Annotated in this window: 17 protein-coding genes; 5 read left to right on the top strand and 12 right to left on the bottom strand. The window is 64.4% G+C overall.

Annotated elements, in window-relative coordinates; genetic code table 11:
• Positions 1-49: 49 nt before the first annotated feature.
• Positions 50-2539 carry a LacI family DNA-binding transcriptional regulator gene (locus ACRQFC_RS03465; RefSeq protein WP_284897042.1) on the top strand — a complete coding sequence of 830 codons (2490 nt, stop codon included), beginning with the start codon at positions 50-52 and terminating at the stop codon, positions 2537-2539.
• A gap of 213 nt (positions 2540-2752) precedes the next feature.
• Here ACRQFC_RS03465 and ACRQFC_RS03460 read toward each other — a convergent pair whose 3' ends face one another.
• The gene (locus tag ACRQFC_RS03460) at positions 2753-3910 is read right to left on the bottom strand and encodes a coiled-coil domain-containing protein (protein WP_284897041.1); all 1158 of its coding nucleotides are present in this window, start codon (positions 3908-3910) and stop codon (positions 2753-2755) included.
• A gap of 182 nt (positions 3911-4092) precedes the next feature.
• The gene (pepN, locus tag ACRQFC_RS03455; RefSeq protein ID WP_284897039.1) at positions 4093-6645 is read right to left on the bottom strand and encodes an aminopeptidase N; all 2553 of its coding nucleotides are present in this window, start codon (positions 6643-6645) and stop codon (positions 4093-4095) included.
• A gap of 189 nt (positions 6646-6834) precedes the next feature.
• Here pepN and ACRQFC_RS03450 point away from each other — a divergent pair, with 189 nt between their 5' ends.
• A complete protein-coding gene (locus tag ACRQFC_RS03450) occupies positions 6835-7431 on the top strand; it encodes a mycothiol-dependent nitroreductase Rv2466c family protein (protein WP_284897037.1) in 597 nt (198 codons plus the stop codon).
• Between the two features lie 117 nt (positions 7432-7548).
• Here the strand turns inward: ACRQFC_RS03450 and ACRQFC_RS03445 are convergent, their stop codons facing one another.
• The 5 genes from ACRQFC_RS03445 to ACRQFC_RS03425 all read right to left on the bottom strand — a co-directional run bounded on the left by ACRQFC_RS03445 (position 7549) and on the right by ACRQFC_RS03425 (position 13730).
• Entirely contained in the window at positions 7549-8241 is a 693-nt protein-coding gene (locus tag ACRQFC_RS03445; protein WP_284897035.1) for a response regulator transcription factor, read from the bottom strand.
• Positions 8238-9347, bottom strand: a complete 1110-nt coding sequence (locus ACRQFC_RS03440; RefSeq protein ID WP_284897033.1) for a sensor histidine kinase — start codon at positions 9345-9347, stop codon at positions 8238-8240. The genes ACRQFC_RS03445 and ACRQFC_RS03440 overlap by 4 nt, the downstream gene beginning before the upstream one ends.
• A gap of 208 nt (positions 9348-9555) precedes the next feature.
• On the bottom strand, positions 9556-10386 hold the full coding sequence (locus ACRQFC_RS03435; RefSeq protein WP_284897031.1) for an ABC transporter permease: 831 nt from the start codon (positions 10384-10386) through the stop codon (positions 9556-9558).
• Complete coding sequence (locus ACRQFC_RS03430) at positions 10383-11423, bottom strand: ABC transporter ATP-binding protein (protein ID WP_284897030.1); 1041 nt, start codon at positions 11421-11423, stop codon at positions 10383-10385. The genes ACRQFC_RS03435 and ACRQFC_RS03430 overlap by 4 nt, the downstream gene beginning before the upstream one ends.
• Positions 11424-11684: 261 nt before the next feature.
• Positions 11685-13730, bottom strand: a complete 2046-nt coding sequence (locus tag ACRQFC_RS03425; RefSeq protein WP_284897028.1) for a M13 family metallopeptidase — start codon at positions 13728-13730, stop codon at positions 11685-11687.
• A 192-nt stretch (positions 13731-13922) separates the two neighbouring features.
• Between ACRQFC_RS03425 and ACRQFC_RS03420 the strand changes: the two genes are divergently transcribed.
• The gene (locus tag ACRQFC_RS03420) at positions 13923-14369 is read left to right on the top strand and encodes a ribose-5-phosphate isomerase (protein ID WP_284897026.1); all 447 of its coding nucleotides are present in this window, start codon (positions 13923-13925) and stop codon (positions 14367-14369) included.
• A 26-nt stretch (positions 14370-14395) separates the two neighbouring features.
• Here the strand turns inward: ACRQFC_RS03420 and epsC are convergent, their stop codons facing one another.
• The 4 genes from epsC to ACRQFC_RS03400 all read right to left on the bottom strand — a co-directional run bounded on the left by epsC (position 14396) and on the right by ACRQFC_RS03400 (position 17587).
• Positions 14396-14968, bottom strand: coding sequence for a serine O-acetyltransferase EpsC (gene epsC / locus ACRQFC_RS03415; RefSeq protein ID WP_087071041.1), 573 nt, complete (start codon positions 14966-14968; stop codon positions 14396-14398).
• A gap of 84 nt (positions 14969-15052) precedes the next feature.
• Positions 15053-15985: a cysteine synthase A gene (gene cysK / locus ACRQFC_RS03410; protein WP_284897024.1), complete on the bottom strand. Its 933-nt coding sequence runs from the start codon at positions 15983-15985 to the stop codon at positions 15053-15055.
• Between the two features lie 212 nt (positions 15986-16197).
• Positions 16198-16851 (bottom strand): TetR/AcrR family transcriptional regulator, encoded by a 654-nt coding sequence (locus ACRQFC_RS03405; protein ID WP_284904403.1) that lies wholly within the window; start codon positions 16849-16851, stop codon positions 16198-16200.
• Between the two features lie 97 nt (positions 16852-16948).
• The gene (locus tag ACRQFC_RS03400; RefSeq protein WP_284897620.1) at positions 16949-17587 is read right to left on the bottom strand and encodes an IMPACT family protein; all 639 of its coding nucleotides are present in this window, start codon (positions 17585-17587) and stop codon (positions 16949-16951) included.
• 348 nt (positions 17588-17935) lie between these two features.
• On the opposite strand from ACRQFC_RS03400, the gene rpmF reads away from it, so the two are divergent.
• Both rpmF and ACRQFC_RS03390 read left to right on the top strand, forming a co-directional pair.
• Positions 17936-18100 carry a 50S ribosomal protein L32 gene (gene rpmF / locus ACRQFC_RS03395; RefSeq protein WP_016442420.1) on the top strand — a complete coding sequence of 55 codons (165 nt, stop codon included), beginning with the start codon at positions 17936-17938 and terminating at the stop codon, positions 18098-18100.
• A gap of 134 nt (positions 18101-18234) precedes the next feature.
• A complete protein-coding gene (locus tag ACRQFC_RS03390) occupies positions 18235-20805 on the top strand; it encodes a MaoC family dehydratase (protein ID WP_284897622.1) in 2571 nt (856 codons plus the stop codon).
• A gap of 57 nt (positions 20806-20862) precedes the next feature.
• Here the strand turns inward: ACRQFC_RS03390 and ACRQFC_RS03385 are convergent, their stop codons facing one another.
• On the bottom strand, positions 20863-21915 hold the full coding sequence (locus ACRQFC_RS03385) for a zinc-dependent alcohol dehydrogenase family protein (RefSeq protein ID WP_026428489.1): 1053 nt from the start codon (positions 21913-21915) through the stop codon (positions 20863-20865).
• Between the last annotated feature and the right edge of the window lie 265 nt (positions 21916-22180).

Genomic DNA, 22180 nt, shown 5'->3' with positions numbered 1-22180 from the left:
CCGCGCAGCGGGCCGCCGGCGTCGTCGTACAACGCAAGAAGGAGGAACAATGGCGGGCGTAGGGATGAAAGACGTGGCAAGCCGCGCCGGGGTATCCATCACCACGGTCTCCCACGTGCTCAACGGGACCCGGCGGGTGGCCGAATCCACCCGGATGCGGGTACTGGAGGCGGCAGCGGAACTGGGCTACTCCAGCCCGCGCACCGTCCGCTCCCTACGCGCCGGGGCCTCACCCGGAATCGCCATTGTGGGAACCCTGCTCGGCAACGCCGGGGGCACGGCGGTGGCCCTGGAACTGGCCCGCCAGGCCACCGACGCCGGCCTCGTGCCCTTCCTGCTGGATACCGGTGCGAACGTACACACCGAAGAAGCGGCCCTCAGCGCCCTCATCGCGCACCGCCTGGACGCGGTCATCATCAGCCCCGTGCCCGGATGGCGCCGGCACTCGCTGCCACGGCTGCGCCGCCACGCCATCCCCTTCGCGGTGGTCAACGGGAACGATCCCGCCGTGGTAGCCCCGCAGGTGAGCACCGACTACCAGCAGGGGATCCGCGATATCACCGCCCACCTCCTCGACCACGGGGTGCGCTACCCGGTGCTCTTCTACCCGGACCGGCGCATCGCCAACGGCTCGCAGCATATGCGCGGCTTCGAGGAAGCCCTGGTGGAACGGGGCCACCGGGTGACCCGCCACCAGCTGGTGGGCGCCCATTCCTCCCCGCGGGCGGTGCGCCGCCAGATCGCCCAGGTGCTTGACTCCTGCGCCCATATTGACGCCCTGGTGCTGGGCAGCTCGGCCATGTGCGTGCCCGCCATGGCGGAGATACGGCGCCGCGGCCTGGTGCCGGGCCGCGATATTCGCCTGGCCGTTTTCGACGATTCCCACCTGCCCGAAGCCCAATCATTCCTGCGCGCCGTTGACCCGGTAGAAGAGGTTGCCGAGCGCGCCATTACCGAAATCACCCGCCTGCTCGGTGACCCGGATGCCGCCGCGGAGCGGCACCGTACCCGACTGGTGCCCTGCACCGTCATCACCGGGCCGAGCTGCGGCTGCCCCACGGCGCCGCAGGAAAGCTCAACGGCGGGAACTGACCAACATCGGCTCTATGCCGCAGCCCACGGGCGCCGGCACGCCGGCTGGGTACCCGACCGTGCCCTCCTCAACGACGAGGGACACAGCCGCTCCCCACTGGCCGCCACGCCGCCCCCAACCCCCTCAACAAAGGAGGCACTCATGACACAGCTCGACCACTTCCCCGACCGTTTCTTCCCCGCCCTGCACGTGCGCCCGAACTTCGGGTGGGTCAACGACCCCAATGGCATCCACAAGGTGGGCGATACCTGGCATATGTTCTACCAGTACAACCCCAAGGCGCCCTGGCATGACCACATCCACTGGGGGCATGCCACCTCCACGGACCTCGTCAATTGGACGGCGCAGCCCATCGCCCTCAAACCGCGCCCCGGGCAGCCCGATTCGGCCGGCTGCTGGTCCGGCGTGGGCACCGTGCACGAGGGAGTATCCTCGCTGCTCTACACCGCCGTCACCCGCGGGGACGGCCCTTCCGTGACGGTCCTGGCGGAGGAAAACGCCGACCGGAGTGGCTGGGAGCCCACCGGCGTCGTCGCCACCATGCCGCCCATCGAAAACGTGCGCGCCATGCGCGACCCCTTCATTTTCCAGGTGGAGGGGCGCACCTACGCCATCCACGGCGGCGGCTTCGAGGACGGCACCCCCGTCATCTTCCTCTACGAATGCTCCGATTGGCGCAACTGGCGCTACCTGGACACCCTCCTGGTGGGCGACGACCCGCTCGCCTCCATCTACGCCCCGGCCTCCATCTGGGAATGCCCCCAGCTCATCCAGGTAGGGGAGGCGTGGGTGCTCATCGTCTCCCAGTGGGTGGAAGCGGAAACGCTGATGGATCACCTCACCGGGGTGGCCTACCTGGTGGGCGATCTGGATATGAGCGCCGGGTACCCCCGTTTCGTGCCCCGTGCCGGCGGTGAATTCGACGCCGGGCCCGACTTCTACGCGCCCCAGTGCGTGGTGGACGGGGAGCGCGTGCTCGCTTGGGGCTGGACCTGGGAAGGCTCCGACCGTACCGACGCCGATATCGACGCCTCGGGCTACAACGGTGCGCTCACCTACCCGCGCCAGGTGCGTATTTCCGACGGGCGCGTGTGGACCGAGCCGGCCCCCGAAATCTTCGCGTTGCGCGAGGGCGAAGGCGAGGTCGTGACCGAACTGCCCGAGCTGCGCTCCTTCTCCCTGGACCTGGAGGGCAGCGGCACCATCTCCCTGCGCGATTCGGAAACGAACGAGGTGCTCTTCACCGCCGCCGTGAGTGCGCCGGCCTCCCTGTGGATGGACGGCTCCCTGGTGGAGCTCTTCCAGGAAGGCACCACCTCCTTCACCCAGCGCATTTACCCGCGCGGGCAGGTGCGGATGGAGGTGAGCGGGGAGCTCACCGTCACCTGCTATCGCCTCTCCGCTTTTAACGACGACGGCGCCCGGCTCCCGCGTGCCTTGCGTTAAGGGGCAGCGCGGCACCGTGTCATAAAAGTAGTAGCGCGTAATAGGCGAAGCGGCGGATACCGGTGGGTATCCGCCGCTTCGGCTTGTATGCGAGAAATGTAGCTTTCCTGCTAGATGCAGGGCCTGGTGCCGAGTTGCGGGCGCCTGGTGGCTGGCATCGGTGGCCGGTGCTTAGTGGCGCACGCTCAGTGACTGGCGATTAGCTACTGGTGCCTAGCGGCGCGCCCGCCGGAGCGCCAGCGCACCGCCCGCTCCGAGGAGCACCGTGGCCGCGCCAATGGCGCCGCCCAGCTCCGCACCCGAGTGGGCCAGCTGCGGCTTGGCTGCGTTGGCCTTGGGTGTAGCTGTTGCGGTGGGCGCCGTGGCTGCCGTGGGCGTATTTGTTGCCGTGGGGGCGGCGGTTGCCGGGGCGGCAGGGGCGGAGGGGGCTGCCGGGGTACCGGTGACGGCCGGAGTGGCCGCGGGGCCGGCTGGCGGCGTCGTCGTAACACCTGGCGTGGAAGGCTGCGCCGGTTGCGCGGGAAGCGGGCGGGCAAGAATCTCATTCAGCTCCGCGATCTTCTTCTCGAGCGCCGCGGCGCCTTCGGTGAGCGTAGTCACGCGGGCCTGCGCCGCCTCGAGCGCCTTCGCCTTCTCTGCAACCTCGGCGCGCGCCGGTGCGGCCGCGGCCTCCGCGTCCTTGATCTGCTGGGCGAGCTCGGCCTCCATCGCCGGGCACTGCGCCTGCGCGCCGCGCAGCTCCTCGATCAGCGGCTTGAGCGTGTAAATCTGGGTATTGAGCTGCTGCTGTTGGGTGCGCAGCTGCTCAAGCTTCTTCTCCAGCGCGTCAATCTGCGCGCTGATCTCCGTCACATCCTCGCCGGCCTGCTGCATCTGCGTGCGCTTGACCACCAGCGCATTTTTCTCATCAATCGTGGCGTATTCAGTTTCCTGAACTTCCTTGAGCGTGGCCTGGAGTTGCGCCAGTTTCTTTTCCTGGCTAGCAATGGCGGGGCCGAGCTTGCCACACTCGGTGCTCAATTCCTGCTGCTGTGCGCGCAACGGAGCGAGGGGAGCTTCCTGGTCCGCGAGGCGCTGGCGCGCGGCGGCCAGGTCTTCTTCCAGGCTCGGAACCTTCGCCTTCTCGGCGGCCAGATCAGCGGTGACCCGAGCCAGTTCCGCTTCCGCGGCGGCCTTCTCCTCAGCGGCCTTATCCCTGTTCGTATCTGCAGCCGCGCGGGAAAGATTACTCGTCAGGCTGGTGGATGTGGCCGGGGCACCGAGCGCCGCGGCTGGAATGAACATGGCTGTGGCTGCGGCGGCGGCAACGGCCAGGTAACTCGGGTGCTTCATCGGGGTGTCTTCCTCTTCTTTGACTATGACGGTTTGCACCACAAGTTTATAGCGAAGTAATAAAAGGATATTAGGAAATGTGATGATAAAAATATCCAGGATAGTTTCAGCTTTGGGGTAGCCGGTGCGAGCTGGTTAAATGCCACGGTGCGGGAACCCATGGCGAGTTCCCGCACCGCTTGTGCATCGGAATAATCAGCTATGTGGCTAGCGCTTAGGCCCTAGTTCCCAGCCTTCCGGTCGGCTTCCTGGTTGCGCACCGCCCGGGCGGTGCCGTCCACCACTTCGGAGACGATACGCCGGCAGGCCGGCGCCGCATCCGTGGTGGCCAGCCATTCCTGGCCGAGGGCCAGCAGATCCACCCCGAGGTCGGTACGGCCGGCCAACTGAGCCGGGTAGGCGTACTCGAGCATATTCGAGGCGATTTCCACCGAATTGTTATCCCACATGTCCTTGGCCACCGCGAAGTACTTCTCCGCGTAGGTGCGCACGCTCTCCGCGGAGGAACGCCCGGTGCCCAGGGCGAGGTTGCGCTGGCGGGTATTGGTTTCCGGATGCACGATTTCTTCCCAAACCTTTTCCTTGGCTGCGCTATCGGGCAGCGCGCCTTCGGCCTGGGCCGCGAAAATCTGCCCGAAGGAGGAAGAATCGCGGGTGAACTCGGCGTCAATATCGGCCTGATCGGCCCGCCCGTTAGCCGCCAGGGCGATAAGGATATTCCAGCGGACTTCCTGGTCGACGTCGTAGCCTTCCGGAACGGCCACGCCGTCGCGCCACCCGGCAATAAGGCCGAGCTGCTCCTCGCTCACGGCCCGGCGCATCGCCGCACCCATGAGCTGGAGCTGGCGATCCGAACCCGGTGCCGCGGTGAGCGCCAATTCGAAAATACGCTCGGAAACGGCCGCCGCGAACTCCGTGCGGGTGGCCGGGTTGGAGTAGAGCTCCACCGCGGAATGCAGGGAGCCGAGCACCACGCGCAGCACGGTGCCATCGGTTTCATCCGCCAGCACCGCCAGCGCGATATCCGCGTAGGTGTGGGCGTCGAGTTCGCCGTCGCGCATCATATCCATGGCCGCGAAGACCACCACGGAGCGATCCAGGTGGTTATCGAATTTCTCGAGATTCTCCAGCGCCACCCGGAAGGAATCGGCATCGAAGCGGATCTTGGCGTAGCCCCAGTCCTGGCTGTTGAGCAGAATAAGATCGGGGCGCTCAGCACCCTGGAAGGACGCGATCTCGGTGCGCTCACCGGCAATATCCACCCATTCGGATTTCACGCAGCGCAGCCCGTCCCCGTCCAGGTCATAGCCGGCAATACGGATACGGTGCGGGCGCAGCGAAGAGTTCGCGTCGTTGCTCTGGACCACGGTGAGCCGGTCGATAACCCCGCCGCTGGCCTCCACTTCGGGCCGCAGGGTATTGACGCCGGATTCCTCCAGCCACACCCGGGTCCATTCCTTGAGGTCACGCCCGGAGGAAGCTTCCAGCTCGGTGAGCAGATCGGTGAGTGTGGCATTACCCCACTTGTGCTTAGCAATATAGGCCCGCACCCCGGCCAGGAACTGTTCTTGCCCCACGTACGCCACCAGCTGCTTGAGCACCGAAGCACCCTTACCGTAGGTGATGCCGTCAAAATTGACGAGCACATCTTCCAGATCGCGAATATCCGCGGCAATCGGGTGGGTGGAGGGAAGCTGATCCTGCTGGATCGCCCAGGTCTTCTCAGAGGCGAGGAAGGTGGTCCAGGCATCCTTCCAGCGAGTGTTATTGGCGGCGGCCAGGTGGCTCATGAACTCCGCGAAAGATTCGTTGAGCCACAGGTCATCCCACCACTTCATGGTGACCAGGTCGCCGAACCACATATGGGCCTGTTCGTGCAGGATGGTGATGGTGCGCCGGTCGATAATCGCGCCGGTGGGCTTGGTGCGGAAAACATAGGTTTCCACGATGGTCACCAGGCCCGGGTGCTCCATGGCGCCGGCATTGTATTCCGGGCAGAACACCTGGTCGTACTTGCGGAACGGGTAGGGGTGGCCGTAATTCGCTTCGTAATACTCGAAGCCCTGGCGGGTGATGGTGAAAATCTCATCGGCATCCAGGTAGGGGGCCAGCGACTTCCGCGCGTACACACCCAGCGGAATATCGCGCCCGTCGATGGAATGGAAGGGTTCGCCTTCCACACCCTCGTAGGGGCCGGCCACAATCGCCACCAGGTAGGTGGATAGGCGCTCGGTGGGCGTGAAATCCCAGCGCGCCTTGCCTTCACCCAGGGCCACCGGCTCCGGGGTGGGGGACACGGAGAACACCTTCCAGTTCTCCGGCGCGGTCACCGTAAAGGTGAAATTCGCCTTGAGGTCAGGCTGCTCAAAATTCGCGAAGACCCGCCGCGCGTCCGCCACCTCAAACTGGGAGTAGAGGTAGACCTCGCCGTCGGCCGGATCCACGTAACGGTGCAGGCCCTCACCGGTGCGCGAGTAGTACTGGGTGGATTCCACCCGCACCGTGTTCTGCGCCGCGAGGTTGGGCAGCGGCAGGCGCGAATCCTGGTAGCTGGCCGGGTCAAGCTCCGCGCCGTTGAGCACCACGCGCTCCACCGACTTCGCGATGAGGTCGAGGAACGTATCGGCACCCGGCGTGGCCTCAAAATCAATTTCGGTAACCGCCGCGAAGGTTTCCTCCCCGGTGGTCAGATCAAGTTCAATGCGGTAATTCTGCGTCGCTACGATCTGCGCGCGTTCCGCAGCTTCTGCGCGGGTGAGATTAGTCCCGGCCATCAAGCTTCCTTTCCTTGGCTTTCAGCACAATTTACGTGAAATCCTACCGGTTCTGGCGCGCCCTTGCCCGCACCGCCCGCTTTCAGCCGCACCGTTCGCGCGCCGTTGCCGCACCGTTCGCGCGCCGTTCCAGTTTCGCTCATGGCGCGAGGCGACCCACCGCGTCCGTTTTCACGCTTGGATAGAACCATGAGTACTCAGGTTGAATTTTGGTTTGATGCAACATGTCCGTGGACGTGGATTACCTCCCGCTGGGTCACCGAGGTGGCCACCGCTCGTGATTTCACCGTCACGTGGCGGCCTTTCTCCCTCGCGATCCTCAACGAGGGCAAAGATATTTCGCAGGAGTACCGCGCTCACGTGGAGGAGGGGCGCGAGACGGCGCTCGTCGCCATGAAAATCGCCCAGCTGGAAGGCAACGAGAAGCTCGGCGAGTTCTACACCGCTTTGGGCCAGGCTATTCACGAAGACCGGCGCCCCGTGGGGCGCGAGATTCTTGCCGAAGTGCTCGCGGCCCTCGGCGAAGGGAGCGAATATTTGAACGACGCCGCCCATTACGACGCCGCCCTGCGTGACAGCGTCGCATCCGGGCTGGCGCTCGTGGGAGACGAAGTCGGCGTGCCCATTATTTCTTTCGACGGCGCAGCCTTCTTCGGCCCCGTCATCTCCCCGGCCCCGCACGGGGAAGCCGCCCTCGCCCTCTGGGATGGCTGCCTCGCCCTGGCTCGCACCCCCGGTTTCTTTGAGCTCAAGCGCTCGCGTACCACGGGGCCAATTTTTAGCTAGCCGCCGAACTTGCTCCTCGGCTCAGCTGCCGTAGCTCTGCCCCGCGGGCGTGCTGGTAGCTGCGCACCGGTGTGACGGTTAGCTCTGCATCGGTGCGCCATGCGCCCGCGGGTGCGTTTAGATCCACCCGCGGGCCCGGGCGAGCTGCGCCGCCTCGGTGCGGGTGCTCGCCCCCGTTTTCCCGATAGCGGCAGACAGGTGATTACGCACCGTCCCCTGCGAGAGATACAGCTGCGCGGCCATGCTTTTCACGGTCGCCCCGCTGAGCGCCAGCCGCAGCACATCACCCTCGCGTTCGGTGAGCGGATTGGGCCCCATCTGCAAGGCCTGCGCGGCCAACTGCGGATCGATAGCGTAGCCGCCGCCCGCAACGGTGCGCAGCGCGGCGGCGAGCTCCTCAGCCGGCGCATCTTTCACCACGAAACCGCGCGCCCCGGCCGCCATGGCGCGCTGCAAATACCCGGCACGCCCGAAGGTCGTCACAATAACGACGCCGCAGCCGGCCCCCGCCGCCTGCAGTGCTTGCGCTGCTGCGATTCCGTCCACGTGCGGCATTTCAATATCAAGGAGCGCAATATCGGCACCGGTTTCCGCCACGGTGGGAACGACGGCGCTGCCATCTTCCAACTGCGCCACTATCTCAATATCCTCTTCCAGGTTGAGAAGCGCCGCCAAAGCCTCGCGCACCATCCGCTGATCATCGGCGATCACTACCCGGATGGGGCGGCGGTGCCCCGTAGCCGCACCGTTGCCCACGTGCGAGTTGGTGGCGGGGGCAGCACCGCCATCTACTTGTGCGCCGTCGTTCATAGGAACACCTCCACGCGAGTTCCCGGTTCCAGCCGGCTAATCGCCAGTGTTCCACCGGCAGCCTCCACGCGCTCGCGCAAACCGGTCAGCCCGGTACCTGCCGGAGCCCCCGCGGGAATGCCGGCGCCGTCGTCCTCCACCCGCAAGCGCGCGCCAGTCTCCCTCTGCTCGATAGTGATGGTGCAATTGCGCGCACCCGAATGGCGCACCGTATTCGTGACCGCTTCGCGCACCACCCACGCGAAAAGCTGGGCGGTGAGGAGGGGGAGCTCCGGGGGAGGCGTGAAATGCGCGGTGATACGCGCCGAACGGAGCAGTGCGTAAGCAGAATCCAGTTCAGCGTCGAGGGTGGGCTGGCGCAGGTCGGTGACGGTGGCCCGCACCGTGTCGATAGCGTTGCGCGAAATATTGAGACTGTCTTCTAATTCAGCGCGGGCCGCCTCCGGATTGCTCTCCAATAATCGCGCGGCCAGTTGAGTTTTCACGGTGATGGCGGTCAGCGAATGACCCAGCACATCATGGACCACGGAGGCCAGTTCGGAACGCTGCTCGGAAAGGATGAGCTCCGCGCGCATCCGCGCCGACCGCGTGGCAAATTCTTCCAGCAACCGCGAGATGAGAATGGGGATCATCGGGATGATAATGCTGCCCAGGAAGGCTCCCCACAAGAATCCATAGGGGGCTAAGAGGTGGGCCACCGCTCCGCCCGCGAAGCAGAGCAGCCCGCACGGAATCCCGGGGATAAGCGGGAGGGAGAAAATCCAGATCGCCGCGAAAAATGGCGCGGTGAAAGCGAAACCTAAGGGGAAAGGTGGGATGAGGGCGGCGGACAGCGCCAGGGTTACCGTCCAGAGCAGAAGGGAAACCCAGCGCGGCCAGGTCGGGCGCAGATCCGGGAACTGGAAAGCCAAGATATAGAAGAACGCGAACGCGGCCAGCCCGATATAACCGAGGGTGCGCTCGGCGGGCGAGAGCCCCTGGGTGAAGAGCACCCCGGCGAAAGGAAAGACCAGGAAAATCAGCCAGATCCCGCTACCGAAGAGCATGGTCAGGCGCTCGCGGCGGGTGGTGGGGGCCGCCGGTATTTGGTTAGCGGTGCGCCACATGCGGTTCAAATAATGGCTGGAGGGCGATGCTGCGGAGGCAGACGGAGCGGTGGAGGCCGCTGAGACGGCGGGAGACGGGGCGGAGCCTGCTGAAAGAGCGGCGGGGGATGGGGCCATACCATGAGCATAGCGGCCGCGAAGTTCCTCCGCGGCCGCCGCCCGTGCCTGCTGATGTGCTCGCACTTTAGCCGTACCTTAGCGCGGTACTCTAGCGCCGCACCGTCGAACGGCGCAGGGCCAGGAGCGCCAGTGCAGCGAAGATAATCGTCCACACCGCCACGTTTCCGATTGCCCAGGCGAAGGATTCGGTGGGGAGGATCTCCGGCATACCCGGCGTGGCGAAAGCACCGGTAATAATCACGTCCCCGTTCTGAGGCCAGTGCGCCAGCACGCCCGCCCCGTAGAAGGGTGTGTACCGGGCCAGCTCCATCATGGATCCGCTCAGCGGCATAAAGAGATTACCGAGGAAAGCGAGGAGCACCACCACACCGGAGGCAATGGACACCGCGGTTTCGCTGCGGAGCGCCAGGGCAACGGCGAGGCCGAAGAAAGCGAAGGGGAAGACACCCACCAGGCACAGTCCGGCGCTCGCGAGCCAGATCCCGGGGGTATCAAATTGCGCGGTGGTCAGAATTCCAAGGAGGAAGGTCGCGCCGATGGGGAGGCAGGCAATGAGGAGGCTGACGATAATTTTGCCCGCCAGGTAATCTCCGCGGCGCATGCCGGTCAGGGCCAGGTGGCGGCCCCAGCCGCTGTCGTGTTCCACGGCGGCGGCACCCGCCATGGATGTCGCGGCGGTGGCTGCCCCGTAGAGGGCCAGGCTCACCATGACGTAGGCGGCGATGGTGCCGCCGGGAATGTGCTTGTCCGTTCCCGGTGAAGCCACCCCGAAAACTGCGAAGATCACGAGGGGAAGGGCGATGAGGAAGATAAGGGAGTCCACCATCCGCAGATTTCGCCAGAGCTCGTGGCGGATATAGGAGAAGAAGATACTGGTGCGGGAACGGGGCGCAGCCGGGCTGGATATGGCGGTTGTCATGAGCGTGCTCCTTCGGGTGCCGCGGCGGCGGGGAAATCGGTTCGAGGCGCGGCCGTGAGGCTGAAGAACGCATCTTCGAGGCTGGCGGCAGAAATCTGGAGATGGGAGCCGAGGCCTTCATTGAGAATCACTGCGGCAAGCCGATCAGAATCAGCCACGGTGAAACGCACCAGGTCACCGTCTCGGTCCACCGTGTCGGCACCGGTGCGCCTAGCTATTTCTTCCGGAGAGATGGCGGACTGCGGATTCCAGATGACGGTGAGGTGGTGGCGTTGCTGGGCGGTAATCTCGGCAACGCTTCCGTCAGCTACGATGCGCCCGTTATTCATGAGGATGACTCGCTCGGCGAGGTCCTGAGCTTCTTGGAGGTAGTGGGTAGCGAAGATAATGGTGCGCCCGCGAGCGGCGTCGGCCCGAATATGCTCCCAGAAGTCACGGCGCGCCGTGGCATCCAGCCCCGCGGTGGGCTCATCGAGGATAAGCAGCTCCGGGTCGGATAACAGGGCGGCACCGAAGCGAATGCGCTGGATTTGCCCGCCGGAGCATTTGGCGATTTTCCGAGAGGCGAAATCGCTCATACCGGCACGTTCAATAACGTCGCTTACCGGCAGGTGGAAAGGGAGGCAGTCGGCGAGAAAATGGAGGGTTTCCGCGGCGGTGAGATCACGGAGCATTCCACCGGTCTGCAACATGGCCCCGATGTGCCCGGTAAGGGGCGGGGAGCCGGGAGTCTGGCCGAGAACTTCCAGGGTGCCGCGGCTGGGTTTGGTGAAGCCGAGCACCATATCGAGGAGCGTGGTTTTCCCGGCGCCGTTGGGGCCGAGGAGCGCCACGATTTCTCCGGTGTCGATTCGGAGGTCGATATTATCGACGGCGCGCACGTTCCCGAAAGAACGGCTGAGGGCGCGGGCGGAAACAGCTGGCTGTGCGATGCCGTCTGGCTGCATCGCGGCAGCCGGCTGTACGGTGCCGGCTGGGGGCGTCACTTGTGCCGGCCGGGTTGGGTGGGCCGAGTTGGCCACGGGTATTGTGTTCATGCCATCAGTGTAAAAATGGGCGGCGGGGCGCCGGAACTGCCATGCATCACCAATTCTTCATGACAGATGTCATGGATAGGTGGCCTGGTCAGTCCGGCACTCCGCCGCCGTAACGCCGTGGCAACTAGGCGCGCGTTAGCGCCGTCGTCGTGCTATTTCGGCACCGTGCGATGCCGTGCACGCTGCTTCGGCCGCGCATACGGAATAGTATGTATGCGCGATACCGCGCACGCAACATTCCGTATGCACGAAAGAGCGCTTTTACCAAATACGCACGCGTTCTTCCGGGGCGAGGTAGAGACCGTCGCCTTCTTCCAGGCCGAAAGCCTGCGCGAAGGCGTCGATATTTTTCACCGTGCCGTTGCACCGGAATTCGGACGGGGAATGCGGGTCGATGGCGATGAGCTGGCGTGCCCATTCGTCACGGTTCTTGCCCTGCCAGATCTTGGCGAAGGACAGGAAGACGCGCTGCGCGCCGGTGTAGCCGTCAATCACGGGGGCGGTTTCCAGAGTGAGGCCCTCGCGTTCCAGGTGGATTTCATAAGCCTTGAGCGCGATGGATAGGCCGCCCAAATCCCCGATGTTTTCACCCTGGGTGAGCTCACCGTTGACGTGGAAAGCCTCATCCCCGTTCAACTGGGCCGGAATATAGGAATTGAATTGCGCGATAAGAGCCGCGGTGCGCTTCTCAAATTCGGCGCGGTCCTCATCCGTCCACCAGTTATTGAGGGAGCCGTCCGCATCGAACTTCGAGCCCTGGTCATCGAAACCGTGCCCGATTTCGTGGCCGATCACCGCGCCGATACCGCCGTAATTGAAGGCCGCATCGCGATCCTGCTCGAAGAAAGGCCATTGCAAAATAGCGGCGGGGAATACGATCTCATTCCACTGCGGGTTGTAGTAGGCGTTGACCGTTTGCGGATTCATATGCCATTCGCTGCGATCAACTTCCTTGCCGAGCTTGGCGATGTTTTCCTCCACCTCAAATTCGCAGGCGGCGCGAATATTGGCCAGCAGATCCGTTCCGATCTGCATGGAGGAATAATCCTTCCACTTATCGGGGTAGCCGATCTTCGGGGCGAAGGTATCCAGCTTGGCCAGGGCGCGCTCCTTGGTGGCGTCACTCATCCAGTCAAGGCCCCGGATAGAAAGCCGGTAGGCATCCAGGAGATCCGCGACCAGCTGATCCATGGTTGCCTTATGTTCGGGCGGGAAGTAGGAGGCCACGTAGAGCTGGCCCACCGCTTCACCGAGCACACCATTGACCAGCTGCACCGCACGCTTCCAGCGATCCCGCTGCTGGGTGGTACCGGCCAGCACCTTGCCGTAGAAATCGAAATTCTTCGCGTCGATCACTTCGGGCAGGTAGGAAGCCCGCGCCAGCAGAATGCGCCAGCGGGTGTATTCCTGCAAGGTTTCCAGCGGGGTTTCCTCCCACAGCTGCGCGGCGGCCTGCAGCGCTTGCGGGGTAGTCACAATAATGGTGCCGAGCCCATCGGGATCATAACCGATGGCACGCAGCGCGGTGGCCCAGGGGAATTGTGGGGCCGAGGCCACGAAATCCGCGAAGGACATCGGGTTATTGACCTTATCCATATCCCGGGCATCCGTGCGGCTCATATGCGCGGCGGCGAGCTTCGTTTCCACTTCGATAACGCGCCCGGCGGCGGCCGTGATGGCGGGGCTGGGCTGGGTGGCCGTTTCATCAAAAGCCAGCTGGGCTAGTTGCGGCACAAACTCCCGGTAAGCATCCAGCATCGGAGCGAATTGCGCTTCGCGGTAGTAGGCTTCGTCAGGCAAGCCCAGGCCGGACTGGCCGATGGAAAATTCGTTCACATTGGGGTTGGCCAGGCTGGGGGCTACATCCACCCCGAAGAAGCTATTCACCCCGGTGCGCATGAGCGCGCCGATCACGCGGGCCAGATCTTCCTTTGTTTTTGCACTAGCTACCGGATCGAGATCAGCGGCGAGGGGAGCGGTGCCCTTTTCATTAATCGCCGCGGTATCAATAAAGGAACGGTAGAGGGCCACAACTTTCGCCAGCGATTCCGCCGGAACGCCCGGTGCGGAATCCGCGGCCGTTTCCGAAGGGGTAGCGCCTGCCGCATCAGCGGCCTTCTCAATGAGCTCACGTACGTGGAGCTCGGCTTCATCGCGCAGATCAATAAAGGAACCTACCGAGACCTGATCGGCCGGAATTTCCTTCTCACGCAACCAGGTGCCATTGACGGCACGGAAAAGATCATCTTGGGGGCGCACCGAAGTATCAGCGCCCGAAAGCACAGCATGCAAAGCAGTATCAGTCATGTGTCCAGGGTAGTGGACGCCTACGACACTTTAAATAGCGCATCGCCACGGGCGCAGCTTCCCGCCGGCCCGTGCCGCCGCACCGTTGCGGCGCACCGTGGGCGCCGTATGCACCGTTGGCCCCGTGGGCGCCGTCGCCGCACCATCCCCGAAGTAAAAGTGACAAGCGGCACAATAGGATAGGATTGCTGCATGCGAGTACATATTGGAACAGATCATGCCGGTTTCGAGCTCAAGGAATTCCTGGTGGAGAAGCTCGAAGCTAGTGGCTACGAAGTTGTTGATCACGGCGCAAAAACTTACGATGCGCTCGATGATTACCCCGCTCCGTGCATTGCCTGCGGGCAGGGCGTTGTAGATGACGCTGGGTCGCTGGGTATCGTGCTGGGTGGCTCCGGGAACGGCGAGCAGATTTCCGCGAATAAGGTGCGCGGGGTGCGCGCCATCCTCGCCTGGAATGAGGATACGGCCAAGCTCGGGCGCGAGCACAATAACGCCAACGTCATTTCCATCGGCGCGCGCCAGCACACCCAGGAAGAAGCCTGGGACCTGGTCAAGCTTTTCCTGGAGACGCCCTTCAGTGAAGACGAGCGCCACCAGCGCCGTATCGACCAGATCGCGCGGTACGAAGGCGCCTAAAGCAGTACGAAGGCGCCTCAAGCGGCCTAAATATATATCGCCGGATCGATGAGTGGTTCGTGATGGGCCGGGGTGCGTACCCGCGCGGGGATTCCCACCGCGGTCGCTTCCGCCGGCACATCATGAACGACGACGGCGTTTGCGCCCACCTGGGAACCGTCCCCAATGTGGACAGGGCCTAGTATTTTTGCGCCTGCCCCCACCATGACGCCGTTTCCCAAGGTGGGATGGCGTTTGACCGGTTCGGCTGATGACCCACCCAGGGTCACCCCGTGGTAGATCATGCAATCATCGCCGATCTCCGCGGTTTCCCCGATTACCACTCCCATGCCGTGGTCAATGAAGAAACGGCGGCCAATGTGGGCGCCGGGGTGGATTTCCACCCCGGTGAGCAACCGGGTGGCTTGGGAGAGGAGGCGCGCCGGTAGCCGGAGCCGCGGCGTCGCCTCCCACATCGCGTGTGCCACCCGGTGCCCCCATACGGCATGCACGCCGGAGTAAGCCAGTACCACTTCCAGGCGGGAACGCGCCGCCGGATCGCGCCGGCGCGCCGTATCAATATCTTCCCGCATGAGCCGGAGTGCTCGAGATAAACCCATAGGACCTACTCTAGCCGGCCACCCGCGCCGTGGGCGTATAGCCCCGCGCCAGGTTGGCCTGCGCCGTCGTACCGGTACCTCCCACTAGTCGCGGTAGGGATCGAAAAGAGGAGTGGAAGCGTAGCGCTCACCGAAATCGGGGATGATCACGACGATGCGCTTGCCGGCGGCTTCCTCGCGTCCCGCCACCTCGAGGGCGGCCTGGAGCGCGGCGCCTCCGGAAATGCCCAGCAGCAGGCCCTCCGAGGTAGCAGCCGCGCGGGCCACCTTAAGCGCCTTCGCGGTGGGAACTGGGATGACTTCGTTGTAGAGCTCGGTGTCAAGAACCTCAGGAACGAAATTCGCGCCGATACCCTGGATGCCGTGCGAACCGGCCCGCCCTTCGGAGAGCAGCGGGGATTCGGCGGGCTCCACCGCGATAATCTTCACGTCCGGGTTGTGACGGCGCAGCGCGCGCCCCGCCCCGGTAATGGTGCCCCCGGTGCCGATACCGGCAACGAAGTAATCCACCTTGCCTTCGGTATCCGCCCAGATTTCCTCACCGGTGGTCTTTTCGTGGATCGCCGGGTTGGCGACGTTCGTGAACTGGCTGGCCAGGATCGCGTTCTCGGTCGTTGCCACAATTTCTTCGGCGCGCGCCACGGCGCCCCGCATGCCTTCCTTCGGGTCGGTCAGCTCCAGGCGCGCCCCGAAAGCGCGCAGCAGCATGCGCCGTTCCACCGACATGGACGCCGGCATCGTCAAAATAACCTTGTAGCCGCGCGCGGCGCCCACCCAGGCTAGGCCGATCCCGGTATTCCCAGAGGTGCCCTCCACAATGGTGCCACCGGGGCGCAGCGCACCGGCCTTTTCAGCGGCGTCGACAATGGCCACCGCCACCCGGTCTTTCACCGAGTTGGCGGGATTGTAAAACTCAAGCTTGGCGAGGACTTCCGCGGAGCTGCCCTCCGCGAGCTTATTGATACGGACGAGGGGCGTGTGCCCCACTAGTTCAGTAGCGTCGTTGAAAATGGTCATATTTTCCTCCTCGGGTACGCTAACGCCGCTGCGAGCCATATTGTTCCCGCCGCTCCATAGTATTTTCTGGAGCGCGCGCGGCGCGCCGTGGCCCGAGATGTGGATAGAGCTGGGCAAATGCCCGCGCTAGCCGCGCGTTCCCGGCGCGGCGGAGTGTTCTTGCGGGAACCGGAGCGGCGGGTACGGTGCGGGAATGGTGCGCGGACGGCGCGCTAGCCGCGCGTGGTGGTGCCCGATTCCTGCGCGCGCCGTTCGGCCTCCGCGGCGAAAGCCGGAATGAGGAAATCGAGTTTGGTATCGAGGTTGGCCCGGTCGCGCCATTTCAGGCGGGAGAACAGCACAATATTTCCGCGGGTGGGCTGGGCGATATCGGCATCATCTTTGACGTTATTGAATGACGCGGCCGCGGCGTGGGTGGCCATAATGATATTGGTAACGGTATCCACCGCCAGCAGCCCGATTTCCACATCCCAGCCGGCGATATCTTCGAGCGCATTAATAAGGGCGTTGAGGTGTGGGGCAATGAAACGCGAGGTGGCGGAGAACTGCACGAAAAGCAGATCGAGCCCCGGGTGGGTATCCATGAGCTCCCACACTTTATTCGCATAATCGCGCAGCAACGCATCCGCACTATCCCCTTCGGGTGGAGGATATTCGCTCGAAACACGCGCCAAACATGCTTCCATGAGGTCTTCGCGGCTTTTGAAAAGGCGATAGAGAGCGGATGTAGCCACACCGAGCTTCTCGGCAACCTGGCCGAGCGTGAACCGATCCAAACCAATGTCGAAAACTGCATCGATTGCTTCATCGGCAGTAAAGGTCGGTTTAGGGCCGGTCTTCTTGTGTGACCGCAGGGGGCTTCTCATGGCATCACCGTATTCAGTGGTTGACGTATGTCGATACGGCGCAGCACGATGTGGCCGTTTTTGTTTATTTTAACGCGCTATAGACGAGTCGTCATGTTTATCCAGGTAGAGGGACCTCGATAATCGCATCCTCAATTTGTTCGACGCCGACATTCCCCGCGGATAACTCTGCCATCATAGCGGCCAGGGCTGCGCCGCGTTCCGTAGAAATATGCAGTTCAACACCGTGGTCGTGGTAGTCCATCTCCGGGGTAAAGCCGGCACCGGAGAGGGTAGCAATGTACTTGCCAGCATCGGAATGGGGGAGGAAAGCCCGGTAACGGGGCACGACGCGCCGTTCCACCATGCGGGCCTGGCCGAGCGCCTGGGTGACGGAATCCGAATATGCCCGCACCAGGCCACCGGTTCCCAGCAGGGTTCCCCCGAAATACCGGGTAACCACGGCGACGACGTCGGTGATGCCCGCGCCGAGGAGAGTATCGAGCATGGGGCGCCCGGCGGTGCCGGAGGGCTCGCCGTCATCGGAAGAACGGTGGATCGGAGCGCTACCAGCAACGGAGACCACGTAGGCGCTGCAATGGTGGCGCGCATCGGGGAAGCGCCGCTTCTCACCGTCGATTACGGCGCGCGCCTCCGCCTCGGTAGCAACCCGCTCCAGCACCGTGATAAAACGTGAACGCTTGATCTCAAGTTCGGTTTCGTAGCGAGCCCCGGCCTCTAATAGCACATCCGACATATCGGTATTGTCTCATCACCGCTGCACGCACGGGGCGCGGGGCAGCGGCGGATGGTGCGCCCGCCCGCCGTATGGCCCCGTTCCCGCCGTATGGCCCCGTTCCCGCCGTATGGCCCCGTTCCCGCCGTATGGTGCGGCGTCCATGCCAGCGTGCACCGTGCCGCACCATCCCCTCATACGGGGCGCGGCGATGCTTGATATCTCACACGCGCCATCTGGCGCGGCGGGGAGGTGATGAGGTAGACTCATTCGCTGTGTGTTATTGAAGTGCCGGTTCTGGCGCGGATATTCACGAAGATTCGTAGCGGCTGCGCAGGGCGGCCCGGAAAGTAGAGAGGAGCGGTTGACATGGCAGTACCTAAGCGCAAGATGTCCCGCAGCAACACCCGCTCTCGTCGCTCCCAGTGGAAGGCCGAGCTCACCGAGCTCCAGACCGTCCGCGTGCGGGGCCGCGAAGTGCGCATCCCGCGCAAGCTGGCCAAGGCTTACAAGAAGGGTCTGCTCTCGGACTAAGTCCGCGGGAAGCTCAAGCTTGCTTACCCTCGTGAGGATTCCTCACGAGGGTTTTTTATCTTGCGGGGCAGTTGCTGGCGGCAGCGGGCAGCTCATTTCCTAGAATGGAAGGGACACCGATGAAAGGGGTCCCCATGCAAACCCGTCGCTACGCCGCCATCCTCGCTGCCGCGGCTCGCCAGAAACTTAGCCGCCGCGCCGTTCCTCAGGCTGACGAGCTGCCGCGGGTGAAAGTCCACGCGGTCGCCGAGCGTGCCGTGGGGGAAGGCGTTGCCCGTTTCGCTGGCGGGGGAGTGGGCGGGCACGCCCCGGCTGCCCTGCTGCACCAGCTGTGCTTGGGCCCCACCCTCGATATTCTTGCCGACTCCCGCCTTCCCCTCGTTGCCACCGGCGCCGTGATCACCGACCTACGGTGGGAGATTCTCAGCCCAGTCCCCTTCGGCCGCCCGCTCACGGTGCGGGCTTGGGTCGCCAGTTTCGAGCGTGATGAGAAGGGCACGGCGCTCCTCGTCGCGGCGGATATTCTGTACGACGGCGCAGTATGTTACCGGGAAATCGCCCGTTACCTGGACCGCGGCAGCACCGGGAGCCCCGTGCACCTCACCGGGGCAGAACCGCAACCCGAGCACGGTGCCCAGCCGGAGGACGGCGCACCGTCCGCACCGTCCTCGGCCTCCGCTCCGTCTGCACCTGGCACGCCGTCCGCACCCGACGCTCCATCCGCCCCCAGCGCCGTTCTCGATTTCCGCGCTGAATTCGGGGTGGATGAGGCCGGGCATCTGCGCTACGCCACGCCCTACGCCCTGGCCGAACGGCGCTTCACCGCTAAAGATGCCCGCCATTGGGCCCGCCTGACGGGAGATATCAACCCGATCCACCTCTCGGGCGCCACCGCGCGCCTCTTCGGCTTTAGCGGGGCGGTGCTCCACGGCGCCGCCACCGATGCCTGGGCTTGCGGCCAGCTCGGCCTGCGCGGGGATGCACCGGGCAGCGGGGCGGTCAGCTTCCGGGCGCCCCTGGTGCTACCCCAAAAGGTGGTGCTGCGCGCCGTGGGGGAGGAAGGCGCCGTCGCCGTGGTGGAAGAACGCACCGGGCGCGACCTCGTCCACCTGCGCTACACCAGTTCGGAATTACGCGAGGCGCAAGCCGGCATCGTGCTCCCCATCCGCGAGGGGAAACCCTCGAGCACCGCGGTCTCGCGGGGCATGGTGGAAGTCTTCGCGGAAGGCGACGCCGCGCTTGCCGCATCCCTTGAAGAAGCAATTCCCTGGCGCCGTACCTACCGCGAGCCCTACGCGCAGCTCACCCGGATCGATGATCCGGCCCACGGGGCTCAGGCGGCGCGCGCCGGCCTGGACTTCGTGCACAGCACCCTCACCTTGCATGACGGCACGCCGCTCGCCGAGTTGCGCCCGCGCGGCGGGGCACCACGGGGCGAAATCCTGCGGGGCACCACGGTGCCCTGCCCCTTCACCGTGCCTTTCCGGGGCCGGGAGATTCCGGAGCACCGGCGCGGGGCAACCCGCCAGGATGCCCGCGGGGACTACGTTTACCTGAGCGGCACGGAGCTCCTGGACCACCTCGCGCTCTGGGAAGAAAACGGGCGAGTGCAGCCGGGGGTGCTGGAGGCGCTTACCGAGGTGGTGCAGAACCCGGAGATGATGCGCCTGGAAGGGCGCACCGTGGCGGTGCTCGGCGCCGGGGCGGAGCTTTCGCCTGCGCCCACGCTGCTCGCCACCGGCGCGCGAGTGGCGGGAGTGGGGCGCAGCGAGTCGCGCCGTATGCGCACCCTGCGCGCCCGAGCCCTGGAAGCTGCCGGGGACCTGCATATTGCGCCCTCGGGCTTCGGTGATGTGACCGCCGCCCCGGACGCGGTGGCCGGCTGGCTTCTCTCCCTGCCCGGCGACCTCGTGGTGGTGGATACCCTCTACGCGCCCGGATATAAGTTCGTGCTGGTGGAGGCGGGAGCGGATGCCGTGCTGCGCATGGTGGGCGAAGAAAGCGCGGCCGCCTTCGCCTGGTACGGTTCCCCCACGGATGCCTACCCGGTTGCGGGGAACGACGCCGCAGCGGCTGGCGCCGCTGAACTCTCTGGCGGCATGGACCTCGCCAACGCCGCTGAGCTACCTGGCACCGCTGAGCTACCTGGCACCGCCGAACTCCCCGGTGGGCTGCTTTCCCGAGCGGCGATCCGCAGCTGGGCAAAGCTCGCCGGGGCGCGGCCTGCCCGGCAGGGCGGCGTCGTCAATCTGCTCCAAGATATCCAGGGCCCCAATTACGCGGCAGCTAAACGCATCGGGCGGTGGCGCGCCACCGTGGAGCGGGAAGCCGGGCGGGATATTTCCTACACCATCGCGCCGATGGCGCGCACCGAATCGGTCCTCATTTCCCATCCGCTACGCGCCGGATATGCCGGATTGGAGCGGCTGGGATACCCGCCCCTTGCCGCGGATACCGCTGCGGCCCTCCTCGCGGGCCTGCTGGTCTGGGATCTGCACCATCCCGAAGCCACCGCGGCTTCCACCAGTTTCCTGACCGACCGCGCCCTGGACGGCGGGCTGCTTTCCATTCCCTACCAGCCCAATGACCTGGCCGGGCTCGCGCTCCTCAGCGGGGCGGAGAAACTCCTCGGGCGCCCTAACAAACCTACGGCCGGGCGCTTACGGGAGCGCCCGGCCGTAGGGGATGCGTCCTCGGGCTACTAAACGAGGGAAGGCTGCTAGGAGTCCGAGGACAGATCTGGTTGGAGTGGACAGGTTCCTTTAGTGGATAAGGACCTTGAGGGCATTGGTATCCGCGGCGTGGGCGAAAGCCTCATAGGCTTCCATAATGTCCTCGAAGGCGAATTCGTGGGTGACGAACTTATCGGCGGGCAGCTTCTTGGCGGCCACCAACTTGAGCAGCATCTCCAGGGTATTGGTGGACACCAGACCCATAGAAATATTGATATTGGAGATCCACAGCTTGTCGATAGGCAGATCAACCGGCTTGCCGTGCACGCCCACATTGGCCACGTGGCCACCCGGGCGCACGATCTGGAGGCAGGTATCGAAGGTGGCGGGAACACCCACGGCCTCGATGGCGACATCGACACCCAAACCATCGGTGAGGGCCATGACCTGCTCCTTCCAATCGGCGGAGCTGTTATTGACCGTGTGGGTGGCGCCGAAATCACGGGCGCGATCCAGGCGCTTATCATCCAGGTCGATGGCGATGACCTTAGCCGGCCCGTACAGGCGCGCCGTCATCACCGCGGCCAGGCCCACGGGGCCCGAACCGACCACCGCAACGACGTCGCCCGGCTTGACCTTGCCGTTCTGCACCCCGATTTCGAAACCGGTGGGGAGGATATCGGAGAGGAGGATACCTTCCGCATCGCTCACGCCTTCCGGAATCTTGTACACGGAATTTTCCGCGAAGGGCACACGCACGTATTCGGCCTGGGTGCCGTCAATCATGTAGCCGAAGATCCAGCCGACGCCCGGCATACCTTCGGGATCCATGCAGTGGGCGTACATGCCTTCACGGCAGTAGGAGCAATGCCCGCAGGAGCTCACGCAGGAAAGAATCACGCGGTCGCCGACCTTGAGGTTCGTCACGTTCGAGCCAACTTCGGTGATGCGGCCAATTCCCTCGTGGCCCAGAATGCGCCCGGGCTGCACTTCCGGGGTGTCACCCTTGAGGATGTGGAGGTCGGTACCGCAGATCGTGGTTGCTTCCATCTTGACGATGACGTCGGTGGGTTGCTGGATTTGCGGGTCAGGAACTTCTTTCCATTCCTTAATACCCGGGCCTCCGTAGACAAGAGCCTTCATAGTTTTCTCCTCATTGAGTCGCTCTGGTGAATGCGGTGCCGTGACTGGCGCCACCCTTCTAATCTAATGGGACGTATGGCCTATGGAAAGGGTATATTGCGGCGCGTTGTGTAATTTCAATCACCCGGGGGATTTACAAGAAATATGTGAAAACATGTGGGAAAGTGGGTGGCGTGATGGGTGAAATGGGTTGACGTTGACACTGAGGGTATGACCGCATATTAAGGACATACGTCCCGCTGAGGGTCAGCTCTTGCGGGAATTG

Origin of the sequence: Actinotignum inguinis (genome assembly GCF_051265835.1) — a bacterium.
GTDB lineage: Bacteria > Actinomycetota > Actinomycetes > Actinomycetales > Actinomycetaceae > Actinotignum > Actinotignum timonense.
Note: the sequence above shows the minus strand (reverse complement) of the source record. Positions and strands in the feature narration are given on the sequence as shown.

Bases quoted from the DNA above. Each gene is read 5' to 3' on its own strand.
- cysK (WP_284897024.1), bottom strand. From the start codon at position 15,985: ATGACCATTTTCAACGACGCTACTGAACTAGTGGGGCACACGCCCCTC.
- ACRQFC_RS03420 (WP_284897026.1), top strand. From the start codon at position 13,923: ATGCGAGTACATATTGGAACAGATCATGCCGGTTTCGAGCTCAAGGAA.
- ACRQFC_RS03400 (WP_284897620.1), bottom strand. From the start codon at position 17,587: ATGTCGGATGTGCTATTAGAGGCCGGGGCTCGCTACGAAACCGAACTT.
- ACRQFC_RS03405 (WP_284904403.1), bottom strand. From the start codon at position 16,851: ATGAGAAGCCCCCTGCGGTCACACAAGAAGACCGGCCCTAAACCGACC.
- rpmF (WP_016442420.1), top strand. From the start codon at position 17,936: ATGGCAGTACCTAAGCGCAAGATGTCCCGCAGCAACACCCGCTCTCGT.
- pepN (WP_284897039.1), bottom strand. From the start codon at position 6,645: ATGGCCGGGACTAATCTCACCCGCGCAGAAGCTGCGGAACGCGCGCAG.
- ACRQFC_RS03440 (WP_284897033.1), bottom strand. From the start codon at position 9,347: ATGTGGCGCACCGCTAACCAAATACCGGCGGCCCCCACCACCCGCCGC.
- ACRQFC_RS03450 (WP_284897037.1), top strand. From the start codon at position 6,835: ATGAGTACTCAGGTTGAATTTTGGTTTGATGCAACATGTCCGTGGACG.
- ACRQFC_RS03445 (WP_284897035.1), bottom strand. From the start codon at position 8,241: ATGAACGACGGCGCACAAGTAGATGGCGGTGCTGCCCCCGCCACCAAC.
- ACRQFC_RS03385 (WP_026428489.1), bottom strand. From the start codon at position 21,915: ATGAAGGCTCTTGTCTACGGAGGCCCGGGTATTAAGGAATGGAAAGAA.
- ACRQFC_RS03465 (WP_284897042.1), top strand. From the start codon at position 50: ATGGCGGGCGTAGGGATGAAAGACGTGGCAAGCCGCGCCGGGGTATCC.
- ACRQFC_RS03430 (WP_284897030.1), bottom strand. From the start codon at position 11,423: ATGAACACAATACCCGTGGCCAACTCGGCCCACCCAACCCGGCCGGCA.
- epsC (WP_087071041.1), bottom strand. From the start codon at position 14,968: ATGGGTTTATCTCGAGCACTCCGGCTCATGCGGGAAGATATTGATACG.
- ACRQFC_RS03390 (WP_284897622.1), top strand. From the start codon at position 18,235: ATGCAAACCCGTCGCTACGCCGCCATCCTCGCTGCCGCGGCTCGCCAG.
- ACRQFC_RS03435 (WP_284897031.1), bottom strand. From the start codon at position 10,386: ATGACAACCGCCATATCCAGCCCGGCTGCGCCCCGTTCCCGCACCAGT.
- ACRQFC_RS03425 (WP_284897028.1), bottom strand. From the start codon at position 13,730: ATGACTGATACTGCTTTGCATGCTGTGCTTTCGGGCGCTGATACTTCG.